Raw genomic sequence first — 24,939 nt, forward strand, 5'->3', positions numbered from 1 at the left:
TTAAGAAAAGCGGAGGCGACTCGTCCAGCCCCGACAGCATAAGGCGAAGATGAAAAGAGGGCTGATCTTTGCCCTCGTTCATCTTTGACTTATGACCTCGAGGGGCTAGTCGCCGCAGCTAGACACCAAGAAAAGCGCAGGCGAGCGTTTAGGGACGTACAAACTGGACTGGCCTCGACGAAGATAAAGGAAACACGGAGAGCGTCAGCGAGCCGATGTTGACTTATCGAACGAGAGGACCGGAAGTTTGTACGTCCCTGCCCGCCGCAGCTAGACACAAAGGAAAGCGAAAGGTGGAACCGGCCCGGTTTCAGTCAGATTAACTGTCTTTCTTCAATTTAATTAACAGATCTCCCGGCGACAGGGTTTCACCGCTTTCAACGAAAATGTCCTCAACCGTTCCATCAAACGGTGCCTGTACTGTTGTTTCCATCTTCATGGCTTCTGTGATCAGCAGGTGGTCACCCTGCTTGACCTGATCACCTTTAGATACAACAACCTGCAACACTGTTCCAGGCATCGTTGCGCCGAGCTCTTCAGGGTTGGATGGATCCACTTTTTGCTTCACCGCAACCGTAGACTTAATGCTTTCATCACGGATCGCAATTTCACGCTGCTGACCATTCAAGTCAAAATACAGAACGCGCGTGCCGTCTTTACGCGGCTCACCGATCGATACAAGCTTCAGAATCAGCGTTTTACCTGTTTCGATTTCTACTTCGATTTCCTCATCAAGCTTCATGCCATAGAAGAAGGTTGGCGTGTCAATAACTGAAACATCACCAAATTGCTGAGTCATTTCGGTATATTCTTTAAACACCTTTGGATACAAGGCTTGTGCCAGTGCATCAAAGTTCGTAACAGGACGGCCCAGCTCATGGAACATTTCTTCCTTCAGCTTATCAAAATCAACCGGCTCCATTAATTCACCCGGACGAACCGTGATCGGCTTTTTACCTTTTAGAATCACTCTCTGCAGATCTTCTGGGAAACCTCCGTGTGGCTGTCCAAGATAACCTGAGAACAACTCAATGACTGAGTCAGGGAAGTCGATTGAATTCCCCTTTGCGATTACACTCTCCTCATCCAGATCGTTTTGCACCATAAACAGTGCCATGTCACCGACAACCTTTGAAGAAGGTGTCACTTTGACAATATCCCCAAACATCTGGTTCACACGTGCATACATATCCTTCACTTCTTCCCAGCGGCCGCCAAGTCCAACAGCTTTCGCCTGCTGCTGAAGGTTTGAATACTGTCCGCCCGGCATTTCATGCTTATAAATTTCAGAATGAGGAGAATTCATGCCGCTTTCAAATGGTGCGTAATACTTACGAACGTCTTCCCAGTAATGAGAAAGCGTCTCAGAATGATCTACGTCCACTTTCAGCTGACGCGTATTTCCTTTCAGTGCATAAGCCAGTGAACTTGCACTCGGCTGGGAAGTCAGTCCACTCATCGAGCCCAGTGCTGTATCAACGATATCTACTCCGGCTTCAACGGCGCGGGCATATTGGAAAATTCCATTTCCGCTTGTATCGTGCGTATGAAGATGGATTGGAAGATCTACCGTATCTTTAAGCTCTGAGATCAGGCGGTATGCTGCCTCAGGCTTAAGCAGTCCTGCCATGTCCTTGATTGCTAAAATATGTGCTCCCTGATTTTCAAGTTCTTTGGCAAGTGCTTTATAGTAATCAGTGTCATACTTTGTTCTTGTAGGATCAAGAATATCCCCTGTATAACAGATTGCCGCTTCTGCCACTTTACCAGAGTCACGAACAGCCTCAATCGCTACTTCCATTCCCTTAACCCAGTTCAGGCTGTCAAAGATACGGAAGACATCGATTCCTGCATAGGCTGATTTCTGAACAAATTCCTGAATCACATTATCAGGGTAGTTCTTGTAGCCGACGGCGTTCGATGCACGAAGCAGCATCTGGAACAGTACATTTGGAATCTTTTCACGAAGCGTTAACAGCCTCATCCAAGGGTCTTCCTTCAGGAAACGGTAAGCAACATCAAAGGTTGCCCCTCCCCACATTTCAAACGAAAACAGTTCACTTTGCATGCGTGCAGATGCATCTGCAATATGCTTCAGATCAACGGTTCTGACACGCGTTGCAAGTAAAGACTGGTGTGCATCGCGGAAGGTTGTATCTGTTACAAGAACGTCCTTTTGTTCTTTTACCCAGTCCTTTAATCCATCTGCTCCGCGTTCATCAAGAATTTGTTTCGTTCCAGCCGGAGGTTCAGTAAGCAAATTAACTTTCGGAATTCTTGGCTGAGCGAAATCCGGCTTTTCACCTTTATCGATACCCGGGAATCCGTTGATTGTTACGTTTCCAATATAAGCAAGCATTTTTGTTCCACGGTCTTTCCGTTTAGGGAATAAGAACAGCTCAGGTGTTGTATCAATAAATGACGTATCGTATTCGCCATTTAGAAAATTTTCATGCTTTACAACGTTTTCAAGGAATGGAATATTCGTTTTTATACCGCGAATTCGGAATTCCTGCAAGTTTCTGACCATTTTGGCTGCAGCCTGCTCAAATGTCAGTGCCCAGGTCGAAACTTTAACGAGAAGTGAATCATAATGCGCTGAGATCTCAGCACCCTGATACCCGTTACCTGCATCCAGACGAACACCAAATCCTCCTCCGGAACGGTAGGCCATAATTCTTCCCGAGTCAGGCATAAACCCGTTTAATGGATCCTCAGTTGTCACACGTGACTGAATAGCAAAGCCATTAAGCTGGATCTTGTCCTGCACAGGGATTCCCATCTTTTCACCATGAAGCGAATGCCCTTCTGCAATCATAATCTGGGACTGAACAATATCAACACCCGTGATCATCTCTGTAATCGTATGTTCAACCTGGACGCGTGGATTTACTTCAATAAAGAAAAATTCATTATTTGCTACAAGAAACTCCACTGTCCCTGCATTTACATACTGTACATTTTTTGCGAGCTTAACAGCTGCATCACATATTTCGTCACGTAGTCCTTCGGGAAGTGAAACAGACGGGGCCACTTCTACAACCTTCTGGTGACGGCGCTGTATGGAGCAGTCACGCTCGTACAGATGAATGATCGTACCATCATGATCACCAAGAATCTGCACCTCAATGTGCTTAGGATTTTCAATGAATTTCTCCACATATACTTCGTCATTGCCAAAAGCCGCTTTTGCCTCAGACTTGGCACGGTCATAGGATTCCTTTACATCCTTGGCTGAACGGACAATCCGCATGCCGCGGCCGCCTCCGCCAAGCGACGCTTTAATTATGAATGGAAAACCATGTTCTTCCCCGAACTTCTCAACTTCTTCAAGGCTTGAAACCGGACCATCACTTCCCGGAATAACAGGAATACCTGCATTAATAGCCTGCTGTCTCGCTTTCACCTTATCTCCGAACATATCCAGATGCTTAGAAGTCGGTCCAATAAACGTAATTCCTTCTTCATCACAGCGTCTGGCAAAATGAATATTTTCAGACAGGAATCCATATCCAGGGTGGATCGCATCAACTCCTGCACGTTTTGCAATTTCAATAATACCCTCGATGTCAAGGTATGCATCAATAGGCTTTTTGCCTTCTCCTACTAAGTATGCTTCATCTGCTTTGAAGCGGTGGAACGAACCGCTGTCCTCTTTAGAATAGACAGCGACCGTTCTTATGTTCAGTTCCGTACATGCACGGAATACACGAATCGCAATTTCTCCACGATTGGCTACTAATACCTTACTGATTTTCTTCATCAAATCTACCTCCTAAAAATCTTCACCTATTATTGAAATTGATTTCTGCCAGCTCTTTTCTGTGTATAGACAGGAGTACTTACCTGAGCCGGTACGGGTGATTCTTTTTTGTTCTTCGTAAAATATTTTTCCTCATATTTCACAAACATTGATACATTCAGCAAAAGCCCCATTGAAAGGGACAGCAGAATCAGAGAAGAACCTCCATAGCTGATAAACGGAAGTGGTACACCAGTAATCGGAATCAGCCCGGACATCCCGCCAAGATTAATAAAAGCCTGAATGCCGATCATACTTGAAATTCCCACTGCGAGCATCCGGCCAAAACGGTCCCGGCTTTTCATCCCTGTTACGATCCCTCTAAGGACAATATACATCAGACCGATCAACACAAATCCGACTCCAAGAATTCCGAGCTCCTCAGCAATGATGGCCATAATAAAATCCGTATGCGGTTCCGGCAGAAAACCCAGCTTCTGAACACTCTGACCAAGCCCGGTTCCCCAGATGCCTCCATTTCCTATAGCATAATAGGATCCGACAAGCTGCCAGCCATTGTCACTGATATGTGCAAATGGATCCTGATAAGCCGCTATCCTTCCAAGCCTTTCTTCAGAAAAAATGGTCTGAAAAAGATCGCGGTTAAACAATAACAATACCCCTCCTATGACAGTGACGAAACCTGCAGCCAATCCTCCAAGCTTAAGCATACTTTTCACTTTCATTCCTGACGCAATAATGACGCTCAATCCGATAGCGAAAATAATGGCTGCTGTTCCAAAGTCCGGTTCTGTTGCAACTAAAAAGCATGCAACGACCAGGATGAGAATAGGCGGCATAACCCCTTTGTTAAATTCATCAATATAAGATTGCTTTTTAGCATATACAGCAGCTAAATACACAATCATCCCCAATTTTGCAAATTCAGACGGCTGCAGTCTGAATCCCCCGATCACAATCCAGCTCTGAGCGAAGTTGATTTCTGTTCCGATGATATGAACAAGAACTAACAGTCCAAACATCAGGCCAGTAATGAGCATTAGCATTCCCTTCTCTTTGTAAAGCTTATAAGGGATTAAGGCCATTACGATAAATCCGATTAGTCCGATGAATAAATGCCTCAGCTGATTCTGGTAAAAATGGTCGGGTGGCAGGTCCAGTACTTCTACGGCGTGGACCATTCCCGCACTGTAGACCATGACAACCCCAAATACTGCTAATAATATGTATACAGCCATTAATGAATAGTCATAAGACCTGAACATTCTTTTCAGAATGGTCGACATTGCGATCAGTCCCATCTTGTATATTTATTCAACAGGAAACGTTAAAAACCCTCTATTTTCGATATAAAAAAACCCAAACAATCAAAAAATATTGTTTGAGCGGAATTTGATTATTTATTGGTAAAAGCTTCATGAAGAACCGACATCTCTTTTTCAAGAGAATCCATTAACGATTTTCCATCTGCTTCATCCACAAGCCCGAGCCTGACGGCAAATTCTATTTCACGGGATAACCCAAACATTTGCGTATCTAATACCTCTTCGTACAATGGACACTGGGGCATCGTTAAGTTATCCATTTGAACTTTGATTAGTTGCGCTATTTTTTCGGCATCTTTGCGTAAAAGCTCGTAGGCTTTTTCACGATGATCGATTTTCATCTCTGATGTCACACTGATCCCCCCAATCCATTCTTGTTGCAGCACCTTCAGATGACTGCTCTTTCATAAAGTTTAGCGTTTTGACGGCAAAATTGCAAGTGACGCCCCGCTCATTGCCACATCATTCATAATGATTTTTCACACACAGGCGAATGTGACATCCTTTCGTGATCCATGTATACTCGTATGAGAAGAAACAGAACAGGGGGCATTTACATGAGTGACATCATTCCTTTATCAGGCGCAGTGAAATTTCAGCTAACATTAGATCCAGGTGTATGGATTTTTGATGAACGGAAAATTGATTTGAAAACTTATTTTGATACTGAACAAATAGAAGTGGATGAAATAGAACAGTATTCAAAAGCTGTAGCAGAACACTTTTCACGCGAAATTAAAGAAGGGGCACAGCTCCCAAAGCAGGGTTCAGGCAGTCAGAAGAAATATGAAAAAGAAAAACTGATGACCGGCACCTTCGGCATTAAGCTGAAGCCATTCATTTTAAACGCTGAGCCTGAGCCCCATGCTAGCAAAGTTGTCATTTCAACAACAGACAGCGTCCATTCATTCAGCATTGAGGAAGCTTTTGAACTGATCGCTGCTTTTTCAAACGAAGGGAAGCCTTTACGTGAGGATGGCCCTATTCACATTCTCTACCCTGATGGTTCAAACAGATCGGATCCTATCAGGAATGTAAGAAAGATCACGATTTCCTGACAAAAAGGATGGTGCAGCACGCCGCATCATCCTTTTTTGTCCATATTATCATTTTCAAGCTTAATATTTTCTTAACTCCTCCATCACCTGCTCATCAAGTCTTCTCGCTGCGTCTTCATCATACGTTTTCGCAAAGGCAGGTTCAGTCACAATTTTCGCCCCATAAAACATAACATCTCTCACTTCATCAATAGACAACTGTAAAATGGATAATCCAATAGGCACATCAGAGGATGATTGTCCGGCCTCCTGCGCTCTTCCACTGATCGAAAATGTACTTCCGGAAGCAATAATAGATAAAGAGCAAAGAGGCTGCTTCTTAATGTTTTGAATAATTCGCGAACGGTGATCGACTGCAAAAAGAATGGTTGACTCGTCCTTTGCGTGCACCCACGACAACGCAGCAACGTTCGTACCGCCTGTCTGATAATCCACCGTTGCTAATTGAACAAACCGTTCATGTAAAAACTCTTCATATAAAGAAGGAATCAGTTTATCTTCTACACGGTTAGCCAAACCTTCCCACTCCTTTTTTGTTTTTGCTTATTATATCTCATTTTGAAAGTCACTGACAGAATAATCCGTAGACCGTTATGTAATTCACCTGTTTAATGATATACTGATGAAAAGCAGGCAGCTGAGGGGAGTTTCACATAATGAGAGTAAAATGTTTTATTTGTGATAAAATCGAATCCATTGAGGATTTCAGTCCGCTGGCAAAAAAGCTGCGTAATCGCCCGATCAACACCTATCTTTGTGAGGAGTGCAATGAGAGAATTGCACAAAAAACAAAAAAGCGCGTTGCCACCGGAAATTTCAAGTTTTATAAAAGCTCAAGAAAAATTGAAAAAGATTTTTAATCAGAAAACAGGACAGCACCATCATGGGTGCTGTCCTGTTTTTATATTCAATCATATAAACTCAATGTGGTTCTACATGCATTTTATCATAGCGAAGTTTTAAAAAGCTGATTGAATATAAAATCACAGAAAAGTGCCGGGTCATTCCGTAGACTCCTGCGGCAGTGAAGCGACAGGTAAGACAGATGTGCGAAGCACAGCTGGCTTACCGCGCGGCCTTGGAAAAGTGGAGGTGGGCGTTTAGGGACGTACAAACTGGACTGGCCCCGACGGAGATAAAGGAAACACAGCGAACGCAGTGAGCTGATGTTGACTTATCGGACGAGGGGACGGGAAGTTTGCTAGTCCCTGCCAGCCGCAGCTAGACAATGGAAAGCGAAGGAATGACCCGGCACGGTTTTATAAAAACTGATCCGTTATGATTTTGATCAAATGATTAACTTGCTTTTCGGTTTTTTCGTTTGGCTGACGAGCTCCTGGCATTGCACAAGCTTTGATACATCAAAGTTTCCTCCACTGACAATCACTCCTGTCTCTCCGGATGTATAAGGTAAAGACCCGCTCAGGATGGCTGCAACACCCGCCGCTCCTGCGCCTTCCACTAACATTTTTTCTCTTTCAAGCATAAATAGAATGGCTTCTGCGATCTCTGCTTCTGTAACGGTTACCATTTCATCAACATATTTTCTGATGATCGATAACGTCAGCTCACCGGGAGACTTCACTTTAATCCCTTCAGCGATGGTTGGTAAAAACGGTACGCCAAGGCTGTGCTGACCGTAAAAGGAAGCCGCAATTGCAGGTGCTGAAGCGGATTGAACCCCGATCACTTTAACGGAAGGTTTGATTGCTTTTACAGCAAGTGCTGTTCCTGCAAGAAGTCCTCCTCCGCCTGCCGGTACGAAAATTCTTTCGAGATGCGGACATTGCTGAAGCATTTCCAGTGCTGCTGTCGCCTGTCCTTCAATGATTTTCAAATCTTCAAATGGATGAATAAACACCGCTCCGGTCTCAGACTGACGCTTCATGGCTTCAGCATATGCTTCATCAAAAGATTCACCTGTCAAAACGACTTCTGCGCCGTATTCCTTCGTCGCATTCACTTTTGAATCCGGTGTGGATAAAGGCATAAAAATCGTAACCGGCACATTTCTTTTCTTACCGGCGAGTGCAACACCCTGGGCATGGTTCCCGGCTGAAGCCGCAATAATGCCGCGTTTGCATTCTAGCTCAGTTAATGAAGCGATTTTATTGTACGAACCTCTTACTTTAAAAGAGCCGGTCTTCTGAAGGTTTTCAAGCTTCATCCATACATCCTGACCCGTTTTTTGATTCAGGGTAAGTGATTGTTTACATGGTGTCCTGTGAACAACACCGCTTAATGTTTCTGCTGCGTCAAATAATGCACCTGTGTCGTAGAAATTCCCAAGTCGATCATCCTCTCAAATGTTATCCGTTTTAATGATGCTGCTCTTCATACTGCCTGATTTCGTCTTCGTATTGGAATGTAATCGATATTTCATCCCAGCCGTTTAACAGCATCTGTTTCCAGTAAGGATCAATATCAAATGTCCACTGTTCCCCATTGTAGTGAATACTCTGTGATTCAAGGTCTACCGTGACACTTTGCTTTTCTTTCCCACCTTCTAAAAGCTGTTTCACTTTACTTTCCTCAAGCCGGATTGCGAGTATCCCGTTTTTTACACAGTTGTTGTAAAAAATATCGGCAAAGCTTGGAGCAATAATGATTTTAAAACCATAGTCCTGCAGAGCCCATGGTGCATGTTCACGTGAAGACCCGCACCCGAAATTATGTCCCGCAACAAGAATCTCTGAATCCTTGTAGGGAGGCTGGTTCAGAATAAATTTTTCGTTTGGAGAACCATCAGCGTTAAAGCGCCAGCCATAAAAGAGAAACTGACCGAACCCTGTACGTTCAATTCTTTTTAAAAATTGCTTTGGAATGATCTGATCCGTATCAACATTTATACGGTCAAGCGGTGTAATCGTGCTGCTCAGTTTTTTTACAGGCTCCATCTGTCAGCCTCCTTTCTATGCGTGTACGTTGACCATGGATCTGACATCAGTAAAACGTCCGTTTACAGCTGCAGCCGCTGCCATAGCAGGACTGACAAGGTGCGTTCTCGCTCCAGCTCCCTGACGACCTTCAAAGTTACGGTTCGAAGTGGAAGCACAGCGCTCACCTGCCGGAACGATATCGTCATTCATCGCAAGACACATGCTGCATCCCGACTCACGCCATTCAAATCCTGCCTCCTTAAAGACCTGATCCAGTCCTTCCTGTTCAGCCTTCATCTTGACGGTAAATGATCCGGGAACGACGATGGCAGTGACGTTCGGATGAACTTTGCGTCCTTCAATCACCTTTGCTGCAGCGCGTAAGTCGCCAATACGGGAGTTTGTACACGATCCGATGAAGACGTGCTGGATTTCAATATCTGAAAGAGCCTGACCTTCCTTCAGATCCATATACTCAAGTGCCTGCTTTAATTCTTCCTGTTTTCCTGCATCATCATAGTCTTCTGCGTGCGGAATGGCTGATGAAATCCCTGAACCCATCGAAGGGTTAGTCCCCCACGTCACAAACGGTTCAATCTCGTCTGTATGGATCGTCAGCGTCCGGTCATATTCAGCACCCGGATCCGTAGCATAATCAAGCCACTTTTCTTTTAATGCTTCATACTCGTCATCCGGAACATGTGCACGTCCTTTCAGATAATCCGCTGTCGTTTCATCCGGACTGATCAGACCCGCTCTTGCTCCTGCTTCAATTGACATGTTACAGATGGTCATACGCTCTTCCATTGTCATTTTACGAATCGCGTCACCCGTGTATTCCACTACATAACCGGTTCCGGCATCCACACCGAATTTTGCGATGATTGCAAGAATGACATCTTTGGCTGTTACCCCGAAACCAAGCTCACCATCTATGCGGATCTCCATTGTTTTCGGCTTGGACTGCCAAAGTGTCTGCGTGGAAAGAACGTGCTCCACTTCACTTGTTCCAATCCCGAAAGCCAGTGCCCCGAAAGCGCCATGTGTTGATGTATGGCTGTCTCCGCAGACAATCGTTTTGCCGGGCTGTGTTAATCCAAGCTCAGGCCCGATAACGTGAACGATACCCTGATCCGGATGGTGCATATGTGCAAGCGGAATACCGAATTCCTTACAGTTATCAGCAAGCGTGCTCATCTGCTGTTTGGAAATGGGATCTTTAATCACATCACGATTTTTTGTCGGGACATTGTGGTCCATTGTCGCAAAGCTCAAATCAGGGCGTCTTACCTTCCTCCCTTTAAGACGGAGACCTTCAAACGCCTGAGGTGAGGTCACCTCGTGAATCAGGTGAAGATCAATATATAAAAGATCCGGTTTACCGGACTCCTGATGAACGACATGGTCGTTCCAGACTTTTTCTATAATTGTTTTCGCCATTTAAAGTGCCTCCCATTCTTACACATAAGCAGATAGAATGTGATCTGATACAAATTCCCTTTCAAGCTCTTCTACTACTTTATCTGTAAATGCTGTTGTTGATAAAACCTTGTGTCCGGATTTCTGGATGTCGGTTGTACAGTAGCCATCTTCAAAAACGCTGTAAACTGCCGCTTCTACTGCTGCTGCTTCTGTCTCCATTCCGAAAGAGTATTTCAGCATCATGGCAACAGACAGGATCGCTGCTGACGGGTTCGCAATGTTCAGACCCGCGATATCAGGAGCAGAGCCATGGACCGGTTCATAAAGGCCGAAGCCGTCTGAACGGATACTCGCTGAAGGCAGCATGCCGAGCGATCCGGTTAAAACAGAAGCTTCGTCACTTAAAATGTCACCGAAAAGATTTTCTGTTACGACAACATCAAATGAGCCTGGCTGTGTGATCAGCTTCATGGCAGCCGCATCAACAAGCAGATGCTCAACCTCCACGTCCGGATACTGCGCTTTTTTCTCTTCAACTACTTCTCTCCAAAGCTTACTCGTTTCAAGGACATTGGCTTTATCCACTGATGTCACTTTTCCTTTGCGGAGTCTGGCAAGCTCAAAGCCCTGCTCAACGATCCGCTCGACTTCCTCTCTGGAATAACTCATTGTATCAACGGCACCATTGTGCGTTTTACGCTTTGGTTCACCGAAGTAAAGACCACCAGTCAGTTCACGAACGATCATCATATCAACATCTTTAGACAGATGATCCTTTAAAGGAGAGGCTTCACTCATTCCTTTAATCGCTTTTACAGGTCGAAGGTTGGCAAATAATCCGAAGTGTTTTCTGATCCCGAGAAGCCCGCGTTCCGGACGCAGCTCAGAAGTGTTCTGATCCCATTTCGGACCGCCGACTGCTCCTAATAGTACTGCGTCACTTTTTTCACAAAGCTCTACCGTTTCCTTTGGCAGAGGATTTCCTGTCTGATCAATAGCAATTCCGCCAATCAGACCCTTTTCAACCCGAAACGTATGATCAAACCGGCGTCCAATTGATTGGAGGACCTTTACGGCCGATTCTGTTACTTCCTGTCCGATTCCATCTCCATGCAGAACTGCTACTGTTTTTTTCATGATGTATTCTCCCCTTTATACGGTTTTGGCTAATGCACGTTTTTGTTCGTTTACCAACTGTCGGTTAATCGCGTTCAGGTAGGCTTTTGCTGATGCTTCAAGCACATCCTGCGCCACGTCCCGTCCAGTGACAGATTGTCCGTTATAGGTCATGTTGACAACCGCTTCCCCAAGTGCGTCTCTTCCTTTACCAATCGATGTAACACGATAATCCAGCAGATGAACTTTTCCTTTTACTAGGCGCTCCAGCGTGTTACAGATCGCTTCTACGCTTCCTGATCCTGTTGAAGCCTCCTGAAGAAGCTGACCTTCAGGTGATACAACTGAAACGGATGCCGTTGGAATGCTTCCATTACCGTATTGAACCTGTACGGATTTCAATTCGTATACCGGAACTTCCTCTTCCTGAATCTGTTGATCTGTTAACAGCACATACAGGTCATCTTCTGAAATTTCCTTTTTCTTATCAGCAAGTGCTTTAAATGCTTTAAATGCTTCGTTAATTTTTTCATCACTCAGTTCAAAGCCTAGTGCGATGGCTTTGTCTTTAAATGCGTGACGGCCGGAATGTTTTCCGAGCACGATCCGGTTTGAGCTTTCCCCGATGAGTTCAGGTGTAATGATTTCATAAGTGGAACGTTCTTTCAGCACGCCATCCTGATGAATACCGGATTCATGCGCGAAAGCATTTTTACCGACAACAGCTTTATTAGCCTGAATCGCCATTCCTGTCAACTGACTGACAAGCTGACTCGTGCGTTTGATTTCATCGAGTTTGACATCTGTGCCAAAGTTAAAGATGTCTTTACGGATATGCAACGCAACCGCTAATTCTTCAAGCGCTGCGTTTCCGGCGCGTTCACCGAGTCCGTTAATCGTTCCCTCAACCTGGTCGGCTCCATTTTCAATTGCAGCGATTGTATTAGCCACTGCCATCCCAAGGTCGTTATGACAGTGTGCTGAAAGCTTAACACGGTCAATGTTTGTCACGTTTTCTTTCAGATAACGGAACATCGCACCGTACTCTGCAGGTGTTGCGTAACCGACTGTATCCGGAAGGTTGATCGTTGTCGCTCCTGCTTTAATGACTTCCTTTACGATCCGTGCCAGGAATTCAGGATCAGAACGGAAAGCATCTTCTGCTGACCATTGCACGAGAGGAAAGTTCTTTTTCGCCCGCTTCACTGATTCAACTGCAATTTCTACGACCTGATCAGGTGTTTTTTTGAGTTTATGCGTCATATGGATCGGTGAAGTGGCCAAAAAAATGTGAATATGCGGCTGTTCACCGTATTTGAGCGCTTCCCAGGAAGTATCAATATCTTTTTCAACAGCCCGTGCCAACCCTGTGACGATCGAGCCTTTTACGGTCTGGGCAATTTTCTTAACGGCTTCGAAATCGCCCTGTGAGGAAGCGGGAAAGCCCGCTTCTATCACATCAGCGTTAAATCGCTCTAACTGCTTTGCAATCTCCAGTTTCTCTGCTGTATTCAGGTTTATTCCTGCTGACTGTTCGCCATCCCGAAGTGTTGTATCAAAGACATCAATTTTTCGCACTCGCGACCACTTCTTTCTCTTGTTTTTTACCGGCTTTAACAAACGGCATCATGCTGCGCAGCTCACGTCCCACCTTTTCGATCTGATGTTCCTTTTCGCTGTTTTCAATCGCTGTGAACTCAGGACGGTTCAACTGGTTTTCAAGCAGCCAGCCTTTTGCAAATTTACCTGTCTGGATATCAGTCAGGATATCCTTCATGCGTGCCTTAGTATCTGCATCTACAACACGCGGACCGGATACGAAGTCACCCCATTGTGCTGTATCTGAAATCGAATATCTCATTCCGCTCATGCCATCCTCATACATGAGATCCACAATGAGCTTCAGCTCGTGTAAACACTCAAAGTAGGCAAGTTCCGGCTGATATCCTGCTTCCACAAGCGTTTCAAAGCCTGCTTTTACAAGGGATGTTAACCCGCCGCATAATACTGCCTGCTCACCGAACAAATCTGTTTCCGTTTCTTCCTTGAAGGTTGTTTTCAAGACACCTGCGCGCGCACTTCCGATTCCTTTCGCGTAAGCAAGAGCTGTCTCTTCGGCGTGACCTGATCGATCCTGGTAAACAGCATATAGCGCAGGTACGCCAGCTCCTGATTCAAAAGTTCTGCGTACAAGGTGTCCCGGACCTTTTGGCGCTACAAGGAATACGTCTACGTCCTCAGGTGGAACGATCTGATTAAAGTGAACATTAAATCCGTGTGCAAAAACGAGAGATTTTCCTGGACGCAAGCCCGGTTTGATTTCTTCTTCATAAACAGCGGTCTGACGCTCGTCCGGAAGCAGGACCATGATGATATCCGCTTCTTCAGCTGCATCACGGACCGACTTTACTTCAAGTCCATCCTGCTCTGCCTGCTGCCATGATTTCCCCTTACGTACGCCAACTACAACGTCATGTCCTGTATCTTTCAGGTTCTGGGCGTGTGCATGACCCTGTGAACCGTACCCGATGATCGCTACTTTCTTACCTTCTAAAGATCCGTTGATGTCCTGGTTGTAATAAACTTTTACCATAATAAATTCCTCCTAAGTATGTGGGTTTATAAAATAGATAATTGCTGTGACGGTGTTTTCTGGTTTTCCCTGACAAAAGCTGTTGCTCCCGTCCTTGTCAGTTCTTTAATTCCATATGGTCTTACTAAATCAATAAAGGCTTCAACCTTTTCCGGATCGCCGGTTACTTGTACAGTGATAACATTTTTGCTCATATCAATGACGGTTGCCCGGAAAGGTTCAATAATACTGGTGATTTCACTCCGGACTGCCGGAGGTGACAGCACCTTAATCAGTGCCAGCTCTCTTGTGACGATCGCTTTATCCGTAATGTCATTTACCTTTAACACATCAATTTGCTTCTGAAGCTGCTTTAACAGCTGTTCAAGTTTCCTTTGATCTTCAACATGAACGACGAATGTCATTTTCGAGATGCCCGGCTGCTCTGTATGTCCAACCGTAATACTTTCAATGTTGAACTGCCTTTTCATCAGCAGCCCTGTGACGCGGTTTAGCACGCCACTCTGATTGATCACGGTAGTCGTGATAACTCGCTTCATTCTTTCACCCCTAACATTTCGTGAAGCCCTTTGCCTGGTGCAACCATCGGGTAAACATTTTCAATCTGTTTAACCCGGCAATCGATCAATACCGGCTTATTGGACTTTAATGCTTTTTCAAATACCTGATCAGCTTCTTCAACCGTGCTCACTTTATAGCCCTCGATATCATAAGCTTCAGCAAGTTTTACAAAGTCAGGCTGGGAAGGCATCAGTGATTCAGAATATCTTTCTTCATAAAAGGTTTGCTGCCATTGACGCACCATACCGAGACACTGATTATTTAAAATAATGACTTTGACAGGAATCTGACTTTCCTGCAGCAGCGACAGCTCCTGCAGCGTCATCTGAAATCCTCCGTCACCGGTAATTGCAACAACCGTTTCTTTCGGTTTCGCCAGCTGTGCCCCGATCGCTGCCGGGAAACCAAACCCCATGGTTCCAAGGCCTCCTGAGGTTACCCAGTGATCCGGGTTGTTAAATTTATAATATTGAGCTGCCCACATCTGGTGCTGTCCAACATCTGTTGTGACGATGGCATTTCCGCCGGTATGCTTGTGGATCATTTCAATCGCCTGCTGAGGGAGAATTCCTTCTTCAGACTGCCTGTAGAAGAGAGGAAACTCCTCTGTCAGTTTATTCAGGTGATCTGTCCATTCACTGAATCCATCTGTTACAACACCGAGTTTTAAAAGGGACTGAAGTGCCTCTTTTGCATCTGCAACAATCGGAATATCCGTTGGAACGTTTTTTCCGATTTCAGCTGGATCAATATCGATATGAACGATGTGTGCATTCGGTGCAAAGTGATCAAGATTTCCTGTTAACCGGTCGTCAAATCTTGCACCGAAGTTGATAAGTAAATCGCATTCACAAATGGCCATGTTGGCTGCATAGGTTCCATGCATACCTGCCATGCCAAGAAACTGAGGATGATCCCCTTTGATGGTTCCTAATCCTAACAGTGTGTTTGTAATTGGAATTTTGGACTGTTCAACAAATTTCACTAAATCTTCAGACGCTTTGGCGTGCAGCACACCTGCTCCAGCCAGAATCAAAGGCTTTTTCGCTTTCTGGATAGCCTGTGCCACCTTTTGAATCTGCAGAAAGTTTGGCGATGTTGTCGGCTGGTAACCCGGGAGATCCACTTCAGTCTGTTTTACTTCTGACAGTGTGAAAATTTCATTTGAAACATTTTTAGGAATATCGACTAGAACAGGTCCCGGTCTGCCGGTAGAAGCGATATGAAATGCCTCATGAATGATTCTCGGAAGGTCGTTCACATCCTTGACCTGATAGTTATGCTTCGTGATTGGCTGTGTAATGCCTACAATGTCCGCCTCCTGAAAGGCGTCAGTGCCGATTACTGCACTGGCCACCTGACCGGTAAATACAACAAGCGGGAGGGAATCCATCATGGCATCAGCAATGCCTGTTACCAGGTTCGTTGCACCAGGGCCTGATGTAGCAATTACAACCCCCGTCTTACCGGAGACTCTTGCGTACCCTTCAGCCGCGTGAATGGCCCCCTGTTCGTGTCTGGCCAGAATGTGAGGAATCGGATTCTTGTATAGAGCATCATAGATAGGAAGTACAGCTCCACCCGGATAACCGAAGATCATTTCCACCCCTTCATTCTGAAGGGATTGTATAAATACATCTGCACCCTGTGCCGCTGACTTTTCCACATCTCCACCAAGTGCTTTCATCTGATCATGCTTTTCGTTTACCTGCACGCTCATCGATTAGCGCCTCCTTCAATCACGTTTCATCTGTTTTATTTTTATAATCAAAATAAAAAAAGTCCTTCAAGCCCATACAAATAGATCATGGATCCTTTGTATAGGGATGAAAGACTTTTCATGGTACCACCCTACTTCGCAGCTGTTGCTGCCTCCTGAACAGATAAACTGTTCACTGATAACGAACACTTTCATGTCCGTGAGCACCTACTGAAAATTTCAGTGCCCCACTCCGAGGGGATGTCATACTCAGCTGGTAATACCGGGTTCCACCATCCTCGGCTCTCTGTAAATACCGCTTGCTGAATACTTTAACCTCATCAATGATTTAACGTATGATTGCTTTAACTCACAAAAGTTGATAGATAAATGAATTACCCTGCATGTAATGTTGAATTATATACCTTGACTCCGTCTTCTATCACAAGTTCACGGAATTCTTTTAAAAGATCTTTTGTCACTTTACCCGGTTCGCCTTCACCAATCTGGCGCCCATCCACTTTAACGACTGCAATCACTTCTGCAGCTGTTCCAGTAAGGAAAACTTCATCTGCCACATACACATCGTGTCTTGTGAAAACAGCTTCCTCCATTTGATAACCTTTTTTCTTAGCCAGTTCAATGATTGCGTTTCTTGTAATACCTTCCAGCGCTCCAACATATCCTGGCGGCGTGAGAATCTTATTACCTCTAACAATGAATATATTATCGGCAGAACCTTCAGCTACATATCCCTGGTCATTCAGCATAAGGGCTTCAGGAACACCAGCGAGACCTGCTTCGATTTTAACGAGAATGTTGTTCAAATAATTCAGTGATTTCACTTTAGGACTTAGTACATCAGAACGGTTTCTTCTGCTCGCAACCGTTACAATTTCAATTCCTGTTTCATAAAGCTTCTTCGGAAATAGTGCTAAGGATTCTGCAATGACAATGACGCTCGGCCTCTTACAAGTAAAAGGATCAAGCCCAAGATTGCCAACGCCCCGTGAAACAACTAATCGAATATAACCGTTTGTCAGGTTGTTCTTTCTGAGTGTTTCAATGACAATTTGTTTCATTTCCTCTTTCGTATAAGGGATTTCAAGTAAAATTGACTTTGCTGAGTCATATAACCGGACAAGATGCTCTTCGAGTCGAAAGACATTTCCATCGTAGGAACGAATCCCTTCGAACACCCCATCGCCATATAAGAATCCGTGGTCATAAACGGAAATTTTCGCATTTTCTTTTGTGACGTATTCGCCGTCAAGAAAGATTAATTGTTCACTCACCTTATTCACTCCTTCCATCAACATAATATCGCGTATCAGTGCTTGATATGCTTGAATTGTTGACAATCATAACGCGGATATACAAGTCCGTCAACAGGCTATTTTATAATTTTTAGACAAATTAGAATATTTAATTAAATTGTATGCGTTTTCATAATTGATATAGAGCGATTTTGATTTTTTTTAAATTTTTTTATTTAACGCGCCGATGTGAGGTGTGAGAGGGGAGGTTTTGTAAAACCGGACCGAATTCCCCCTCCGCTTTCCGTGGCCGGGCGGTGAACCCGCCTGCGCTTCGCACAGTCGGTTTCACCTGTCCCTTTCCGCCACAGGAGTCTTCGGGGGAATACGGTCCTAGTCAATCTATTTTAAAAATCATTCATTGAAATATCTTAGAAAATGGACCTATGAGCATCTTTTTTGCTGAGGGGCGATGAGTCAGATTGATTGAATGGCTTGTGCTAGCTAGTGAAGGAATCTTTTAAGGAATTGAAAGGATTATGCTCTTGAGTGATGGGATTAGTGTGGTGTTGCCGGGGTAGTGATTGAATTATTTTTTGGAATGATTGAATTAATTTTCAGTAAGAAGGAATACATTTTTAAAACGATCGAATCATTTGAAGAAGTGATGGAATTAATTAAGGAGTCTGATGTGCCAGAATGATCTGCTTCGAAGCACATGATTAAAACATAAAAAGAAGGATCGACGCATGTCGATCCTCCTTACATATTAGACGTTACCTTTAGCCTGTTCACGCCGCAGTCTGATCTTGTAAATGATCAGAATGAGCGCTGCAATGATCAGTCCTTCTGTAACCGGCAGGAAAATAGCCAGGAAGGTCAGAACGGTACAGCCCGTAATCAGGAAAAGATAAATTAATACATTCTTAAGCAGAGGCAATTTTTTTGCGAACCCCAGCTTGTATACTAAAATTGATAGCAGCACAATCGTGATGTATAGATACCACATACCTGCATCAGGATTTGTATCTACACGGTACAGTGCCGGGAAAAACGAGAGACGATCTTCCACATTGACCATGGAGACTTTCAACTCCTCTTAATTAGTTACCCATTTCAGCGTATTTCTTTTTCTTTTGAGAACGTTCACGCTCGTTTTTGTCCAGGATCTTTTTGCGGATACGGATAGACTCAGGCGTGATTTCACAAAGCTCATCGTCGTTCAGATACTCAAGTGATTCCTCAAGCGTCATCAGTCTTGGCTTTTTAAGCGTCGTTGTCTGCTCCTTGTTGGCAGAACGGATATTGTTGGCTGCTTTGATTTTTGTTACGTTTACAGTCAGGTCATTATCACGCGTGTGCTGTCCAACAACCATTCCTTCATACACTTCTGTACCCGGTTCGATGAAGATCGTACCACGGTCCTCTACACCAAGAATGGCATACTGGGAAGCCTGGCCTTTATCCATAGAAACAAGTACCCCTTCTCTACGTCCACCTACGCGGCCCTGCTGCATCGGCTGGTAGCTGTCGAATGAGTGGTTGATGATTCCGTAACCGCGAGTCAGGGTCATGAAATCAGTCGTATAACCAATTAGTCCACGGGCAGGAATCATAAATACAAGACGCACCTGTCCGTTACCGTTATTGATCATATCAAGCATTTCACCTTTACGCTCACCCATAGATTCAATAATTGAGCCTGTGTATTCTTCAGGAACATCAATTTGAACGCGTTCAACCGGCTCAGAGCGGACACCGTCGATTTCACGGACAATAACTTCAGGCTTGGATACCTGGAGCTCATATCCTTCACGACGCATATTTTCGATCAGAATAGACAGGTGAAGCTCACCACGTCCTGAAACAACCCATGCATCCGGTGAATCAGTCGGGTCTACACGAAGGCTGACATCTGTCTCAAGCTGTGCCAGAAGACGCTCTTCGATTTTACGGGCAGTAACGAATTTCCCTTCACGGCCTGCAAATGGGCTGTTGTTAACAGAGAAAGTCATCTGTAAAGTTGGCTCATCAATACGAAGAACCGGCAGCGCATCCTGGTGATCAACCGGACATACCGTTTCACCAACGTTGATATCTTCCATTCCCGAAACGGCAATCAGATCTCCCGCTTTTGCAGACTGAACTTCAACACGTTTCAGCCCCATAAAGCCAAAGATTTTTGTCACACGGAAATTTTTGAATGATCCATCAAGCTTCATCAGTGAAACCTGCTGACCTACTTCGATTGTTCCGCGGAATACACGTCCGATTCCGATACGTCCTACATAGTCGTTATAATCTAAAAGAGCGATCTGGAATTGAAGCGGCTCTTCGCTGTTGTCGACTGGAGCAGGGATGTTTTCAACGATCGAGTCATACAGACATTCCATCGTTTCATCCTGTTGTTCCGGATCAAGACTTGCTGTTCCATTAATAGCTGATGCGTAAACAACCGGGAATTCAAGCTGGTCTTCGTTAGCATCAAGCTCGATAAACAGCTCAAGAACCTCATCGATTACTTCAGCTGGACGCGCAGCGTCACGGTCAATTTTGTTTACGACAACGATTGGTGTCAAATTCTGCTCAAGGGCTTTCTTCAACACGAAACGTGTCTGAGGCATACAGCCTTCGTAGGCATCAACCACAAGCAGAACGCCATCAACCATTTTCATGATCCGCTCTACTTCTCCACCGAAGTCTGCGTGTCCCGGTGTATCAAGAATGTTGATGCGGGTATCTTTATATTGAATCGCAGTATTTTTTGCTAAAATGGTGATACCGCGTTCTCTTTCAAGGTCATTCGAATCCATTGCACGTTCTTCTACATGCTCATTTGAACGAAAGATACCTGATTGTTTTAAAAGCTGGTCTACTAAAGTTGTTTTTCCGTGGTCAACGTGAGCAATGATTGCAATGTTTCGAAGGTCTTGCCTGATATTAGTCATTATTTCACTCCTGTTTTAACGTTCTAATCTATTCTAACTGTACTATTGTATCACAAGAGGTGGAAATAAAGAAATGGATTATGTAAAATATACGTATATGAGGAGGATGACGATGAAAAACGGTAACGGAATTTTTCTTTTTTTAGCGATTCTCGCTGTCGTTGCAATGTCTGCGATCGGGATCGCGGTTGCTGAGCGCAGCGTTACAGGTATTTTAATTTCTCTGGTTGTATTTATTGCGATATTCGGACTTGGATTTAAAACAAAAAAGAAAATGCGGGAGCAGAGTGCTGAATAACCGCAAAAAGAGAAGACTGAACCAGTTGATGGTCCAGTCTTTTTTATTGTTTTATGATTTAAAATATTTGCTCAGATATTCCGTATAAATTTCGTCATGAAGTGAAGCATTTCCGGCAAACACCGGAGAGCTGTCGATCAGATTAAGTGGATTGTTTGACAGATCTGTCATCTTCCCTCCGACTTCCTCGATAATCACTTTTCCTCCCGCTACATCCCACGGCGCAAGCCGCATTGTCATATAACCATCTATACCACCCGTTGCAATATACGCCAGTTCAAGTGCTGCTGAACCGTAAGATCTCGTTCCGCGCGCTTTTCTGACAAGTGGAGTAAATGCTTCGAATGGAATTCTTTCATGTGGTGCTACCCAGGTTGCATTCAGAGCGAGTATGGACTCCTCAAGCTTTACCTCTTTTAGCGGTGACAGCTTTTTGTCATTTAAATATGCACCTTCGCCTTTTGAGGCCCAATACAATTCATCATGGACAACATCATAAATATAACCGAGAATCCCTTCGCCTTCTTCATAAACGCCAATTGAAATGGCAAAATTCCGCTGCTGATGAACAAAATTCATCGTTCCATCGATTGGATCAATAATCCAAACAGTACCATCCAGCGACTTAACCTGATCTCCAAAGCCCTCTTCACCGAGTATTTTATGATCCGGGTACTTATCCTGTATTTCTTTTACAAAAAAACGTTCGATTTGCTTGTCCATATTCGTTACTAGATCATTTGCATTACTTTTTGTTTCTATATTAAGAACATCATCGAATGATTTAATAATGGTCTGACCGGCTCTTTTGATTAATTCCTTTGCAAAACGGTCCATTTCATTCCGCGTCTGATTCATTAGGGGTACCTCCTGCCAATTGTATCTTGCCTATACAGTAGCCGAACCGCAGGCTCAAGGCAAGGGAAACGACTAAATTCAGCAAGGCTAAGACGAACACTTTTGCTTAAGCGTTCGTCTTAGCCTTGCTGAACAGTTACGTCGGTTAAATTTTTCATGCGGTAAAACCATTGAGATCGAGGAGTTCGCGCCGGATGGAAAAGAGTTTATCTTTCGCCCGGTCCATACCTGCTCCATCTCCATTTTCCATTGCTTCAAATAGCACAGCCAGCTCGTAATCCAGTTCCATGCGAAGCACAGCCAGTCTTTCCTGTTTGTAGTCTCTTTTTCTCGTTACCTGGATGACTTGTTTCATGCCCATGCACTCCTCTCTCTTTTTGATCTTCTTTACAGCATCTTATTCAGTACTCTTCAGTTTATTCACGGTGAATGCCTGTGCTAGAATAAATTTAATCTTTGCCTGACAGGCTGGTCCGTTAATTTTATTATAGCCATAATTCAGACAACTCAAACTGCCAGTTTGTTTTTGGAGCATATCACGGAGGTTTTTTTCATGAAAACTGCATTTACAGAAAAAGAATTTGATGTCTTTCTTACTCCCGGTCTTGATGAAAGAATGGAGTTAATAAGAGAACGTATTCAGCCTGTATTCAGATCACTTGGAGAAGAGCTGGTGCCATACCTGGAGCGGGAATTGGACGAAGAACTTTATCTTCATATCGCTAAGCATGCCAGACGGTCTGTCAATCCTCCAAAGGATACCTGGATGGCTGTCTCACCTAATAAACGGGGTTATAAAAAACTGCCGCACTTCCAGGTTGGATTATGGGATGATCATCTGTTTATCTGGGTTGCCTTTATTTATGAGCTGCCTGAAAAGCAGAAAATCGCGAGGGAAATGATTGAATCATTTGATCAGATCGTAAAGATTTTACCTGAGGATGGCTGGATTTCAGTGGATCACACGAAAAAAGAGGCGAAGAAGATAAGTGAAATGAATGAAGGAGATTTTCTTCACGTGCTTGAACGATTTGAAAATATTAAAAAAGCTGAGTTTCTTGCCGGAAGAAAAATCGACAAAGAGTCCGACATCGTCTCAGATCCTGATCAGCTTCTTCCACTCATTAAAGAAACATTTAAAGAACTGATTCCTTTATACAAGCTTGCGCTGACTGCCCAGCAGAAATAAATAAAATGGCCGGTTATCATGGACTCACATAAGTGAACCCATGTAACCGGCCGCTTTTTATTTCATAGAAAAGTTTTGTCCCGATTCCGTTTCACGGGCTTTTTTTTGAGTTCGGTAAATTGAGTAACCGCTCATTTCGCTAAATTCCCTGTCTATGGTTTTTTCTTCTGACTTTGAGGGAACAATCTCTTTAAACCGTCTGTAAAGGTTCATAAAGTCATCACGATTGACCGATTTCTCATAAGCCCTTTCCACTGCTTCATAAAACTTAACAGCATCAACGATCTCCTCAGTCGACCAATCCATTGAGATAGGGTATTGATATTCCATTTTTCACGCTTCCTTTCAAAAACACCCGCAGAGATTTATTTTCATTTACTGCAGGAAATGCTATAATTCTTCTGTTGTCTATAAGGTAACAATACCCTTAATGAGGTGAATATTCAATTGTCTAGCACACCTTCATCACTATTAAATGTACTTCGTGAAGACCGTACACTGACACAGTATGATACGCCGCTCTTTACAGGACTGAAAAAGCATAGTGAGCGAAATCCAGTACAATTTCATATTCCAGGCCATAAAAAAGGTGCAGGCATGGATCCGGAGTTCAGAGAATTTGCTGGAGATAATATTTTATCAATTGATTTAATTAATATTGCACCACTTGATGATCTGCATCAGCCAAAGGCGATGATCAAAGATGCACAGGACCTTGCTGCCAAAGCATTCGGTGCTGACCATACATTTTTTTCTGTTCAGGGAACATCAGGCGCAATTATGACGATGGTCATGAGTGTGTGTGGTCCCGGCGAAAAAATCATTGTTCCGCGAAATGTTCATAAATCGGTTATGTCCGCGATTGTTTTTTGCGGCGCAATCCCGGTGTTTGTTCATCCGGAAGTAGATAAAGAACTTGGAATCTCTCACGGTATTACACCCGAGTCCGTTTCACATGCACTCGAACAGCATCCTGATGCGAAGGGCGTGCTGGTCATTAACCCGACTTATTTCGGGATCGCAGCGGACCTGCGTGAAATCGTGAAGATTGCACATGCAAACCACGTTCCGGTTCTCGTTGATGAAGCACACGGTGTTCATATTCATTTCCATGATGAACTTCCTGTATCAGCTATGCAGGCTGGAGCAGATATCGCAGCAACAAGCGTTCATAAACTTGGCGGGTCAATGACACAAAGTTCGGTTTTGAATGTAAAGGAAGGGCTTGTTTCTCCTAAAAGAGTTCAAACGATCTTAAGCATGCTGACAACCACTTCCACCTCCTATCCCCTCCTTGCTTCTCTGGATACAGCGAGAAGACGGCTGGCTACGGAAGGAAAAGAGCTTATTGATCAGACAATCAGACTTGCTGAGTCTATAAGGGAAAGATTATCCGGCATCGAACAGATCCGCTGCATCGGGAAAGAAATTCTCGGTACACCTGCAACGTTCGATTACGATCCGACAAAGATCATAATTTCTATTAAAGAACTTGGAATCACTGGCTATCAGGCAGAGCTCTGGCTGCGAAAGAATTATAATCTCGAAGTTGAGCTTTCAGACCTGTATAACATTTTATGTATCGTGACGCCTGGCGATACAGAGCATGAAGCGTCAATTCTTGTAGAGGCCATGCATGCACTATCCATAGAGTACAGACATGGTAAAGACTTTGATATTCCCGAAGTGATGCTTCCGGATATCCCGCTGCTGGCACTTAGTCCACGTGATGCTTTTTATTCTGAAACAGAGCTCTTACCTATTGAAGAGACTGCCGGCAGAATATGTGCTGAATTTATTATGGTCTATCCTCCAGGAATCCCGATTTTTATTCCGGGTGAAATTATTACGGAGGAAAACCTGAATTATATCCATGAAAATATTGCAGCAGGACTTCCAGTACAGGGTCCGGAGGATGAAACACTTAAGAAACTGCGGGTCATTAAAGAGCATCGAGCTATTAAATAGAGAAAA

General features: G+C 44.2%; 23 protein-coding genes, 1 pseudogene and 1 other annotated feature. Of the genes and pseudogenes, 6 read left to right on the plus strand and 18 right to left on the minus strand.

Annotated features, from left to right (window positions below; genetic code table 11):
• Positions 1 to 319 precede the first annotated feature (319 nt).
• The 3 genes from pyc to E2491_RS02195 all read right to left on the minus strand — a co-directional run bounded on the left by pyc (position 320) and on the right by E2491_RS02195 (position 5,441).
• Positions 320 to 3,763 carry a pyruvate carboxylase gene (pyc, locus tag E2491_RS02185; protein ID WP_134372071.1) on the minus strand — a complete coding sequence of 1,148 codons (3,444 nt, stop codon included), beginning with the start codon at positions 3,761 to 3,763 and terminating at the stop codon, positions 320 to 322.
• A 29-nt stretch (positions 3,764 to 3,792) separates the two neighbouring features.
• A complete protein-coding gene (locus E2491_RS02190; RefSeq protein WP_134372284.1) occupies positions 3,793 to 5,040 on the minus strand; it encodes an FtsW/RodA/SpoVE family cell cycle protein in 1,248 nt (415 codons plus the stop codon).
• Between the two features lie 119 nt (positions 5,041 to 5,159).
• Positions 5,160 to 5,441, minus strand: coding sequence for an Fpa/YlaN family protein (locus E2491_RS02195; protein ID WP_134372073.1), 282 nt, complete (start codon positions 5,439 to 5,441; stop codon positions 5,160 to 5,162).
• A gap of 204 nt (positions 5,442 to 5,645) precedes the next feature.
• Between E2491_RS02195 and E2491_RS02200 the strand changes: the two genes are divergently transcribed.
• Entirely contained in the window at positions 5,646 to 6,146 is a 501-nt protein-coding gene (locus tag E2491_RS02200; RefSeq protein WP_134372075.1) for a peptidyl-prolyl cis-trans isomerase, read from the plus strand.
• Positions 6,147 to 6,206: 60 nt separating this feature from the next.
• On the opposite strand, the gene E2491_RS02205 is transcribed toward E2491_RS02200, so the two are convergent.
• Positions 6,207 to 6,662, minus strand: a complete 456-nt coding sequence (locus E2491_RS02205; protein ID WP_134372077.1) for a pyridoxamine 5'-phosphate oxidase family protein — start codon at positions 6,660 to 6,662, stop codon at positions 6,207 to 6,209.
• A 140-nt stretch (positions 6,663 to 6,802) separates the two neighbouring features.
• Between E2491_RS02205 and E2491_RS02210 the strand changes: the two genes are divergently transcribed.
• Positions 6,803 to 7,006 carry a YlaI family protein gene (locus tag E2491_RS02210; RefSeq protein ID WP_134372079.1) on the plus strand — a complete coding sequence of 68 codons (204 nt, stop codon included), beginning with the start codon at positions 6,803 to 6,805 and terminating at the stop codon, positions 7,004 to 7,006.
• Positions 7,007 to 7,434: 428 nt separating this feature from the next.
• Here the strand turns inward: E2491_RS02210 and E2491_RS02215 are convergent.
• The 9 genes and pseudogenes from E2491_RS02215 to ilvE all read right to left on the minus strand — a co-directional run.
• A pseudogene (locus E2491_RS02215) lies at positions 7,435 to 8,370 on the minus strand (threonine ammonia-lyase); the annotation flags it as partial.
• A 94-nt stretch (positions 8,371 to 8,464) separates the two neighbouring features.
• Positions 8,465 to 9,043 carry a 3-isopropylmalate dehydratase small subunit gene (leuD, locus tag E2491_RS02220; RefSeq protein WP_134372083.1) on the minus strand — a complete coding sequence of 193 codons (579 nt, stop codon included), beginning with the start codon at positions 9,041 to 9,043 and terminating at the stop codon, positions 8,465 to 8,467.
• A 15-nt stretch (positions 9,044 to 9,058) separates the two neighbouring features.
• A complete protein-coding gene (gene leuC, locus E2491_RS02225; protein WP_134372085.1) occupies positions 9,059 to 10,465 on the minus strand; it encodes a 3-isopropylmalate dehydratase large subunit in 1,407 nt (468 codons plus the stop codon).
• Positions 10,466 to 10,483: 18 nt separating this feature from the next.
• Positions 10,484 to 11,584, minus strand: a complete 1,101-nt coding sequence (gene leuB, locus E2491_RS02230) for a 3-isopropylmalate dehydrogenase (protein WP_134372087.1) — start codon at positions 11,582 to 11,584, stop codon at positions 10,484 to 10,486.
• Positions 11,585 to 11,599: 15 nt separating this feature from the next.
• Positions 11,600 to 13,141, minus strand: a complete 1,542-nt coding sequence (locus E2491_RS02235) for a 2-isopropylmalate synthase (protein WP_134372089.1) — start codon at positions 13,139 to 13,141, stop codon at positions 11,600 to 11,602.
• Entirely contained in the window at positions 13,128 to 14,156 is a 1,029-nt protein-coding gene (ilvC, locus tag E2491_RS02240) for a ketol-acid reductoisomerase (protein ID WP_134372091.1), read from the minus strand. The genes E2491_RS02235 and ilvC overlap by 14 nt, the downstream gene beginning before the upstream one ends.
• 26 nt (positions 14,157 to 14,182) lie before the next feature.
• Positions 14,183 to 14,695, minus strand: a complete 513-nt coding sequence (ilvN, locus tag E2491_RS02245) for an acetolactate synthase small subunit (RefSeq protein WP_134372093.1) — start codon at positions 14,693 to 14,695, stop codon at positions 14,183 to 14,185.
• Positions 14,692 to 16,404: an acetolactate synthase large subunit gene (gene ilvB / locus E2491_RS02250; protein ID WP_208528025.1), complete on the minus strand. Its 1,713-nt coding sequence runs from the start codon at positions 16,402 to 16,404 to the stop codon at positions 14,692 to 14,694. The genes ilvN and ilvB overlap by 4 nt, the downstream gene beginning before the upstream one ends.
• A 132-nt stretch (positions 16,405 to 16,536) precedes the next feature.
• Positions 16,537 to 16,770: a binding site (T-box leader), on the minus strand.
• Between the two features lie 41 nt (positions 16,771 to 16,811).
• Positions 16,812 to 17,711 carry a branched-chain-amino-acid transaminase gene (gene ilvE, locus E2491_RS02255; protein ID WP_134372097.1) on the minus strand — a complete coding sequence of 300 codons (900 nt, stop codon included), beginning with the start codon at positions 17,709 to 17,711 and terminating at the stop codon, positions 16,812 to 16,814.
• Positions 17,712 to 18,252: 541 nt separating this feature from the next.
• On the opposite strand from ilvE, the gene E2491_RS17695 reads away from it, so the two are divergent.
• Positions 18,253 to 18,375, plus strand: a complete 123-nt coding sequence (locus E2491_RS17695; protein ID WP_256369338.1) for a hypothetical protein — start codon at positions 18,253 to 18,255, stop codon at positions 18,373 to 18,375.
• A 66-nt stretch (positions 18,376 to 18,441) separates the two neighbouring features.
• Here the strand turns inward: E2491_RS17695 and E2491_RS02260 are convergent, their stop codons facing one another.
• Both E2491_RS02260 and typA read right to left on the minus strand, forming a co-directional pair.
• Positions 18,442 to 18,753 carry a YlaH-like family protein gene (locus E2491_RS02260; protein ID WP_134372099.1) on the minus strand — a complete coding sequence of 104 codons (312 nt, stop codon included), beginning with the start codon at positions 18,751 to 18,753 and terminating at the stop codon, positions 18,442 to 18,444.
• A gap of 22 nt (positions 18,754 to 18,775) precedes the next feature.
• The gene (gene typA, locus E2491_RS02265; protein WP_134372101.1) at positions 18,776 to 20,620 is read right to left on the minus strand and encodes a translational GTPase TypA; all 1,845 of its coding nucleotides are present in this window, start codon (positions 20,618 to 20,620) and stop codon (positions 18,776 to 18,778) included.
• A 73-nt stretch (positions 20,621 to 20,693) separates the two neighbouring features.
• Between typA and E2491_RS02270 the strand changes: the two genes are divergently transcribed.
• On the plus strand, positions 20,694 to 20,918 hold the full coding sequence (locus tag E2491_RS02270) for a YlaF family protein (protein ID WP_244093843.1): 225 nt from the start codon (positions 20,694 to 20,696) through the stop codon (positions 20,916 to 20,918).
• 51 nt (positions 20,919 to 20,969) lie between these two features.
• Here E2491_RS02270 and E2491_RS02275 read toward each other — a convergent pair whose 3' ends face one another.
• Positions 20,970 to 21,776: an inositol monophosphatase family protein gene (locus E2491_RS02275; RefSeq protein WP_134372103.1), complete on the minus strand. Its 807-nt coding sequence runs from the start codon at positions 21,774 to 21,776 to the stop codon at positions 20,970 to 20,972.
• Between the two features lie 154 nt (positions 21,777 to 21,930).
• Entirely contained in the window at positions 21,931 to 22,131 is a 201-nt protein-coding gene (locus tag E2491_RS02280; RefSeq protein ID WP_134372105.1) for a hypothetical protein, read from the minus strand.
• A gap of 198 nt (positions 22,132 to 22,329) precedes the next feature.
• Between E2491_RS02280 and E2491_RS02285 the strand changes: the two genes are divergently transcribed.
• Positions 22,330 to 22,965, plus strand: coding sequence for a YktB family protein (locus tag E2491_RS02285; RefSeq protein ID WP_134372107.1), 636 nt, complete (start codon positions 22,330 to 22,332; stop codon positions 22,963 to 22,965).
• Between the two features lie 57 nt (positions 22,966 to 23,022).
• On the opposite strand, the gene E2491_RS02290 is transcribed toward E2491_RS02285, so the two are convergent.
• Positions 23,023 to 23,295: a UPF0223 family protein gene (locus E2491_RS02290; protein WP_134372109.1), complete on the minus strand. Its 273-nt coding sequence runs from the start codon at positions 23,293 to 23,295 to the stop codon at positions 23,023 to 23,025.
• A 168-nt stretch (positions 23,296 to 23,463) separates the two neighbouring features.
• Between E2491_RS02290 and E2491_RS02295 the strand changes: the two genes are divergently transcribed.
• On the plus strand, positions 23,464 to 24,933 hold the full coding sequence (locus E2491_RS02295) for an aminotransferase class I/II-fold pyridoxal phosphate-dependent enzyme (protein WP_134372288.1): 1,470 nt from the start codon (positions 23,464 to 23,466) through the stop codon (positions 24,931 to 24,933).
• The last annotated feature ends 6 nt before the right edge of the window (positions 24,934 to 24,939 follow it).

It is taken from the genome of Jeotgalibacillus sp. R-1-5s-1 (assembly GCF_004405105.1).
Lineage (GTDB): Bacteria > Bacillota > Bacilli > Bacillales > Jeotgalibacillaceae > Jeotgalibacillus.